Annotated in this window: 6 protein-coding genes; all 6 read right to left on the reverse strand. The window is 56.2% G+C overall.

Translation table 11 applies throughout. The features are described 5' to 3' along the window. A partial coding sequence (locus tag ABYO54_RS11720) for an NAD(P)/FAD-dependent oxidoreductase (RefSeq protein WP_372808438.1) occupies positions 1-680 on the reverse strand: 680 nt, incomplete at its 3' end. A 16-nt stretch (positions 681-696) separates the two neighbouring features. Next, complete coding sequence (locus ABYO54_RS11725; protein ID WP_372808439.1) at positions 697-1,449, reverse strand: hypothetical protein; 753 nt, start codon at positions 1,447-1,449, stop codon at positions 697-699. A 6-nt stretch (positions 1,450-1,455) separates the two neighbouring features. Continuing rightward, positions 1,456-2,625, reverse strand: coding sequence for a class I SAM-dependent methyltransferase (locus ABYO54_RS11730; protein ID WP_372808440.1), 1,170 nt, complete (start codon positions 2,623-2,625; stop codon positions 1,456-1,458). Beyond that, the gene (locus ABYO54_RS11735) at positions 2,625-3,668 is read right to left on the reverse strand and encodes an NAD-dependent epimerase/dehydratase family protein (RefSeq protein WP_372808441.1); all 1,044 of its coding nucleotides are present in this window, start codon (positions 3,666-3,668) and stop codon (positions 2,625-2,627) included. Before ABYO54_RS11735 ends, ABYO54_RS11730 begins: the two co-directional genes overlap by 1 nt. Then, on the reverse strand, positions 3,665-4,666 hold the full coding sequence (locus tag ABYO54_RS11740; protein WP_372808442.1) for a LamG-like jellyroll fold domain-containing protein: 1,002 nt from the start codon (positions 4,664-4,666) through the stop codon (positions 3,665-3,667). Before ABYO54_RS11740 ends, ABYO54_RS11735 begins: the two co-directional genes overlap by 4 nt. Positions 4,667-4,677: 11 nt before the next feature. Continuing rightward, on the reverse strand, positions 4,678-7,275 hold a 2,598-nt coding region (locus ABYO54_RS11745), incomplete at its 5' end, for an amino acid adenylation domain-containing protein (protein ID WP_372808443.1).

The following is a 7,275-nucleotide window of genomic DNA, read 5'->3' on the forward strand; positions in this document are numbered from 1 at the left end:
AGGTAGAGCCCTTTGAACGGAAGGATTGCATAGTTTTTTCCAAAGCCAAAGGCATGTCCCACGCGGTCGGCGTAGAGCCCGGCGGCATTGACGACATAGCCGGCGTCGAACGCCAACGTCTTGGTCCACACCCGATTCCCCCGGCACTTCACGAACGGCTCCGAACACTGGAATTGAATCCCCATATCCTCCGCATCCTTGCGAAAGGCGTCGAGCACAGGAACCGGGCTGGAGGTTGCCGTGTTGGGACTCCACAGCGCGTATTGGCAGGTTTTGACACGCGGCTCGATTTCCTTGGCCTCTTTTTCCGTGATCTTGACCAACTCGACGCCATTGGCGTGCCCGCGCTTAAGCAGCTCGTCGAGCGTCGCGAGTTCCGACTCGTCCTTGGCCACCACCAGCTTGCCGCATTCGTTGAGCGGGAGGTTGCGTTCGCGGATATAGTTTTTGAGGACCGCGTTGCCGTCCCTCGTGAAGCGGGCCTTGAGGCTGTTGGACGTATAGTAGAACCCCGAATGCAGCACGCCCGAATTCCGGCCGCTGCCGTGCAAGCCAAGTTCCGGTTCCTTGTCCACGACGCAGACGGACGCACCGGGATTTCGGCGCTTCAGATGCAGCGCCATGTTCACGCCGATGATGCCGCCGCCAATGACCAGATAGTCTACTGTTTGTGCTGCCATGATGGTCCTCCTCCGCCTAGCCCCGGACGGGCAGGTAGTTGCCGACATAGGCGGCGATTTCCTCAAATGAAACGCTCTCCACCAATGCAAAAGACAAAGAGAAGGGCACCGTCTTAATGTAAAAACCAAAACCATCGGTATCGGTCCGGCCAAAGCCGAACACGGTCATGCCGCCCTTGCCATCCATCGGCCAATAGGTATCGACAAAGGAGTCCGATCCGTCATACGCCAACACCAGGCTGCGCTTGGTTTTGGGATCGCAGAACGCCACCCATTTCGGATCGGGCGATTCCGCACGGCGAGTCTCCGAACAGGCCATCCGCGTTCCGTCCGAAAAAAGCATGAACTGGGTCTTGGGGTTGAATTTTCCTCCCGGAGTGCCTTCGTAGAGCAGCCAAACCGGAGCGGCGATTTTATGGGCCGTCATGGTTGCATGGGTGGAGCGGATTTTCCACTCCACCTCCCATGCGCCATCCGCGGTTGACGAGCGGACTTCCACCAGATCGGGCGAATCGGTGACCAGTTCCGACCGCCCTGTTTCGTAGCCGGGATGCCCAAAGGTTTCGTATCCCATGTTCGGAATACCGCGGTAGTGCCCTTTCGGGCCGCCCTTCGGCTTGTAACCGATCCAGTCGTTCCCGTCGCGATCGATCAAGCTGGAAAAGGCGCAACCTGTTTTTTGGTATAGGTAGACCGCCCGCTCCGTTTGGATCCGAAACGACTCCTGGCCCTCATCCGTTACGCCATCCGTGACAGAAACCGTGCGCATCGACAATCAGAGCCCCAGCATTTCCGGATGGAGGCCGCGGCCCGCCAGATCGTTGCGGATTTCGTCAAGGTAGACCGAGTTCATCACAATAACCACATCGGGGTGATAGGTTTCAAGAAAAGCGGGACCGACATACTGCTTGCCAATACCGGGGATGAAGTTGCCCTGCATATGCGGATTGATATCGCAGACGTGTTCGATGGCGTCGAGATCGGCGAAATGCGTCAGGAAGCCGACCGACTTGGAGCCCCCTCCCCAGACAACCACCTTTTTGCCTTCGGCCTTGAAGCGCAAGAGGCGTTCGCGCCACCCGCCAAGTTGGATATTGATCTGTTCCACAAAGTGCTTCGTCTTCGCCTTCAGCTCCTCGACGGATTCCTCCAGCGGATGAATCTTCTCCGAAGGCGTTGCAACCGGGCGGGCCTCGATAAACAGATACTGGTTGTCGTATTCCAGATACATGTCCAGCACCTCGAAACCACTTTGCCGGAAGAGGCGAGCAAACGATCCCGGACTAAAGTAGGAGCAGTGCTCGTAGAAGATATCCCAGAACGCCTGAACATCGAGAATGCGCACAATCGACGGCACTTCAAAAAGCAATACCGGTTGTTTATCGCGACAGGACTCTCGCACGGTTTCCATGATTCCGATCGTGTCGTGAATATGCTCCATCGTGTGGCGGCAGGTGATGCAATCGGCCTCGATATCGCCGTGATCGCTGGAATAGAATTCCTTGATAAAAGTGACGTTCGGAACTTCTTCGCCGCGACCGGGTACATAGGCCGGATCGATGCCGATACCTGTGTTGTTGCCGAGCTTGCTCATCAGGCGAACAAAATCGCCCTTGCCGCAACCGATCTCAACCACCTGCTTGTTGCGGATGCCGTAGCGATCGATAAACCGCTGAGCGACCCCGGAGATAAACTTGACGAAGGTCGGCGAGAAGCCCTGCTGGTCTTCGTATCCCTGCGTATAGTAGTCGATCGTCGTATCGAACTCGCTGTTGAAAATGAATCCGCACGAATTGCAGAACGTCAGAACGATATCCTTGCGCGGAATGGCCAGCGCCTCCTCGCGGTTTTTGATGGTTACGAGGCTTTGCGTCGGGGCATTTGGGATGGTGAAGAAATCCTCGAGATCCGTTTTGCGGCAGTTGGGGCATGCGGAGTGCTTCATCAAATCCACTCCAGCTTTTCGTTAAGGCGCCCCTCGGCCATATGGCGCGCCAGCACCTTCAACCGAATAAACTGGGATTGGCGGAAGTCCGGGTCGTTGAACTCCATGGCTTCGAGATTGGACTTTAAATCGGCAATGGTGTCTTCCAGATTCCAGGCTGGTTGATGATCGGGAGCGAGTTGTTTGAATCGATCGAAATTGACGCGATAGGAACGCCTGTCCGGCGGCGCGTCGGGATTGGTGCTGACGGACGCACCGGGGATCTGCGCCGCCACGGCATCGGCCAGCGGTTTGATTTGGTTGTTCCACTCGTTGCACCCCGTGTTGACCGCCAGGAATTCCCCGCCGTTATCCGGGTCGCGCAACACGCCCCACTCGAAAGCCCGCGCCATATCCTTGGTGTTGATCATCGGCCGCCAGGGCGTGCCGTCGCTGAGAATGCCAATCTCCTTATTGACCAGCGCACCGGCCACAAAATCGTTCAGTACCAGATCGAGCCGCAGGCGTCCGGTAAATCCGCAGGCGGTGGCAAAGCGCAGGCAGGTGACGGTGAAGCCATCGCCGGCCAGCGGTTCCAGATCCTTTTCGGCCGCCACTTTCGAGCGCGCATAAGCCGTTAGCGGATTCAGCTCGTCCTCCTCTTTCTTCGGATATTCGCTGGCTTCGCCATACATGCTGCAGCTCGACGCATAGACAAACTTGGCCACCCCGTTGCGCTTGCACATTTCGGCCAGCCGAACCGCGGCGCGGTAGTTGACATCCATCGTGACCTCTTCGAACCGGTTGCCCATCGGATCGTTCGAAATGGCGGCAAGATCGACCACCGCATCAACGCCTTCGAGCAGCGCTTCAGGAAAGGTGCGAATGTCGCCGAAGATCTGGCGATTCAGCCTGATTTCGGGCAGGAAGGCCGCATTGCTTAGGCTGTGTGCGAAATAGCCGATATCGAATCCGATGATTTCCGCATCCGGGAAGCTCGATCGGAACCGGGCGCTCACACTTGGACCGATATACCCCAAATTACCCACGATAATGATTCTCATGCTTTCTCTCCTTGATTAAATCCCCGAACTCCCATCCATACGAAAAGTGATCCGAGCAATGCTCCCAACAGATTGTATGCCAAATCTTGCAAGCACGGAATCCTGCCCAGAATCCATCTTTGCGAGAGCTCAATGGTTCCACTTGCCATCATTCCAACAAGGATAGACGCAACGACAATCCAGACAAGGTGCCTCCGCCGAGAACGCGAAGGGAACGCAAAAAACATTAGCGGAGCCAAAGGGATGAATGCCGCAACATTGGCGATGCAATCCGTCCATGAGAAAACCGGATCGGCAAACACGAACAGATTCCGATATCTGAGCGGACGCATGCCCGGGCTTTTTCCCTTTTGAAAGGAGTAGACGGCTCCGGGAACCAATATCCCCCTCGAAAGCGACACGACTTCCGACGGATCCAATACCCGGTCGTATATTGAACAAGCGCTTATGCTACCTTGCCACGGTCGTTCGCCGGTCGGCTCGTCTCCGGTCAGGAGCAAGTGATTACGTCCCCAACCATCGAAATTGCCGGAGAGGGCCAGTTCCTGCGAGAGGAGCACCCCATCGAGATATAACCGCACCTTGGCCCCATCGTAGGAAACGGCGACATCCCTCAGCGTCGCACTCGTGAAAATTCCTGGGACTTGGAGGTGCGGATCAACCGCGTTTGGATCGGTCGACGATGTTCTCAACCGGAACACAAGCGCATCGCCCTCTTGCCCCAGTGTAAAGTTTCGGCAGAGCGTGTTTCTGGAAAACGTGATGATCCGGGCAGGGCCAAACTGATCCATCGAATCCGTAGCGATCCGGGCGGCTAACGTGAGACAGCCAGTCTCCCTCAACCGCGATCTTAGCTGACGTCCTCCACGGGCATCCTCTAGCGCAACGGGCTGCCTTTCACTGAAAAGTCGGGGCAACAACCGAAACGGTCTAAACCCGAAATAGGCCACAAGGAGGAAGTACACCAAGAACGAAACAAATATCGAGGAACGACGCATTGAAGAAAGCCCTAGGAACTGAATGTCTTCCGCACGTGTTGAGCCAGCTCGGGGCGCTTGAGAATCTCATCATGCCCGCCGCCCAAGATATGGCCATTGAATTTGCCCGAGCATATTTCCGAACAACCGAGGAAGGTATCGCGCCACCACCCCCCGATGTGCATTTCATGTCCGTGGGCTCCCGAACGGAAAAACAAGATGTCACCATCATAGGTATGGCATTTGTACTTCCGCAATGCCCAGTGCATCATTTGCCCGCAGTAGAACGAACGGGCATCCATCGGCACCTTGCATCCCCGTTCGGCGGCCCGATGCATTTTAAGCAATCGGATCTGGGTCCGGGCAATTCGTGCAAGGCCATACAGCGGCGAGCGCTTGATCGCAGCCTTCATTCCGCCGGAATTATTCCCCGGCAGATTGGCGACGTCCATTTCCGTCATTTTACGGGTCAACAGCTCGCTTCGCATTTCGTTAAAAGCGGCCATCAGCCCCGAGCCTTCCGCCGGATCGCGGCGCACATAGGCCTTGGATTTTATGTTCGGGGAGTCGCTGATAATCAACGGTCCGTCGAAGGCGATTCCCTCGGCCTTCAACTGCCGGGCGAGTTCAATGGCGATAAAGCCTCCGATACAATGGCCGCCCAGCCGGAACGTCCCTCCCGGATAAAAACCCAACAACTCTGTCTTATAGGCCTTGGCCATTTCCGGGATGGTCATATCGCCGGGATTACCATCCCAACCCGACCACTGGAAGGCGTAGACGGGTTGCTCCGCCCCAAGGTTTTTGGCCAACTCCGAGAAGATCAGCACATTGCCAGCCCCGCCATGAATGAGAAACAGCGGCGGAACCCCTTCTTTGCCCTTTTGGATCATCTGCAAGGACCGGAAACGGGACAGGTCGGGTGCGCTGCTTTTGCCCTCGATCTCCGCCGCCAGCTCGGCAAGCGTAGACGCATGGCTTAGCACCGCCAGCGGTAATTCCTTGCCGAAACGTTGTTGGATTTTCAGGAACAGCGTAACCGCACGCAGCGAATCACCGCCCAACTCAAAAAAATCGGCCGACCGCGGCACTTGCCCAAAGCCCAGCAACTCTCCCCAGATTTTCGCAAGGCCTTCTTCGGTCGAGGTTTTGTACTCAACCAACTCGTTGGCATACCGACTATTTTCGATGGACGGTTTTGGTAGCGCCTGGAGATCAACCTTGCCGCTCGGGGTGTAGGGAATTTCCGCCAGCTCAATCAGGAATGCCGGCACCATGTAATCGGGCAAATGCGCATCCAAATGCACCCGAAGGCCGTCGTATGAAACAGCCCCCCCTTCCGAAACCGTGTAATATGCGACGAGCCTCGTTACACCGTCATCACTTTTGAAGGCATGCGTTAGGCACTGACCGATTCCCGGGAAGCGGGCTGCCACATTGTTAATCTCGCCAGGTTCGACGCGGTGGCCCAGCACCTTGATTTGGTGATCACTGCGCCCGCGGAACTCGATGGATCCATCATGGTTATACGCTGCCAAGTCGCCCGTCTTGTAGAGCGTGGCATACCCGTCGATACTGGCGGGGGCCTCGACAAACGCCAGCTTCGTGAGGTCATCGCGCCCGATATAACCATGGGCCAGATTGCGGCCTGCTAAATAAAGCTCCCCCTCGCCGCCGTCCGGCACCGGATTCATTTGTTCGTCGAGGATGAACGTTGCGCAGTTATCGATCGCCGTCCCAATGCTGGGCAGATCCGGCCACGAAGACGGATCGCCTTCCAGTAAATGAGCGGTGATGACGTGCGTTTCAGATGGGCCATACTGATTGTCAAGCGATGCTCCATCAATGCGGGAAAAGAAGTCGCGCACCGCGCCATCCACCCGCAACTGTTCGCCTGCGGTAATGATTTCCTTAAGCTGCTGCGGATAGGTTCCCGTCATTAGCGCCGCCTCAATAATGCTTCGCATCGCAACATAGGGAAGAAACAACCGCTCGATCTTGTGCTCGATTAACTGGACGAGTAATTTGCGAGGATCTTTGCGATCGTCGTTTGAAATTAAGTGAAGCGTTCCTCCCGAAGCGATGGTTGTCGCGATCTCCTGAAACGAGACATCGAAACTGATGCTTGTATACTGCAACATGCGCGCAGCCATTTTGAAGGTCTTGCGCTTCAGTTGCCACTCGACCAAGTTAGCCAACGCCCGGTGCGGCATGGCAATGCCCTTCGGCCGCCCAGTCGATCCGGACGTAAAAATGACATAGGCCACACTTTCGGGAGCAATGGCGACCTCGACCGGATTTAAAGGCATTCGTTCCACCTGACCGGAAATGTTTTCCCAAACTAGCGCATTTGAAAAAAGTTGTGCGTGGCCCGCATGGGTAAACAGGCATCGCACTCCGGCATCTTCGACCATCATTGAAAGACGATTCGCAGGATAGGCGGGATCGAGCGGAACATAGGAGGCTCCGGCTTTGAGGATGCCCATCAGGACCACGATCATTTCGATTGACCGGTCGAGGCAGAGCCCCACCCGGTCGCCGGGCTTGACTCCGGCCCCAACCAGATAGTTTGCCACTTGATTGGAACGGGCATCCAAATCCGCATGGCTCAAGACGATTTCATTGTATAC

The sequence above is a fragment of the Pontiella sp. genome, assembly GCF_041622395.1.
In the GTDB taxonomy this organism is placed as follows: Bacteria; Verrucomicrobiota; Kiritimatiellia; order Kiritimatiellales; family Pontiellaceae; genus Pontiella.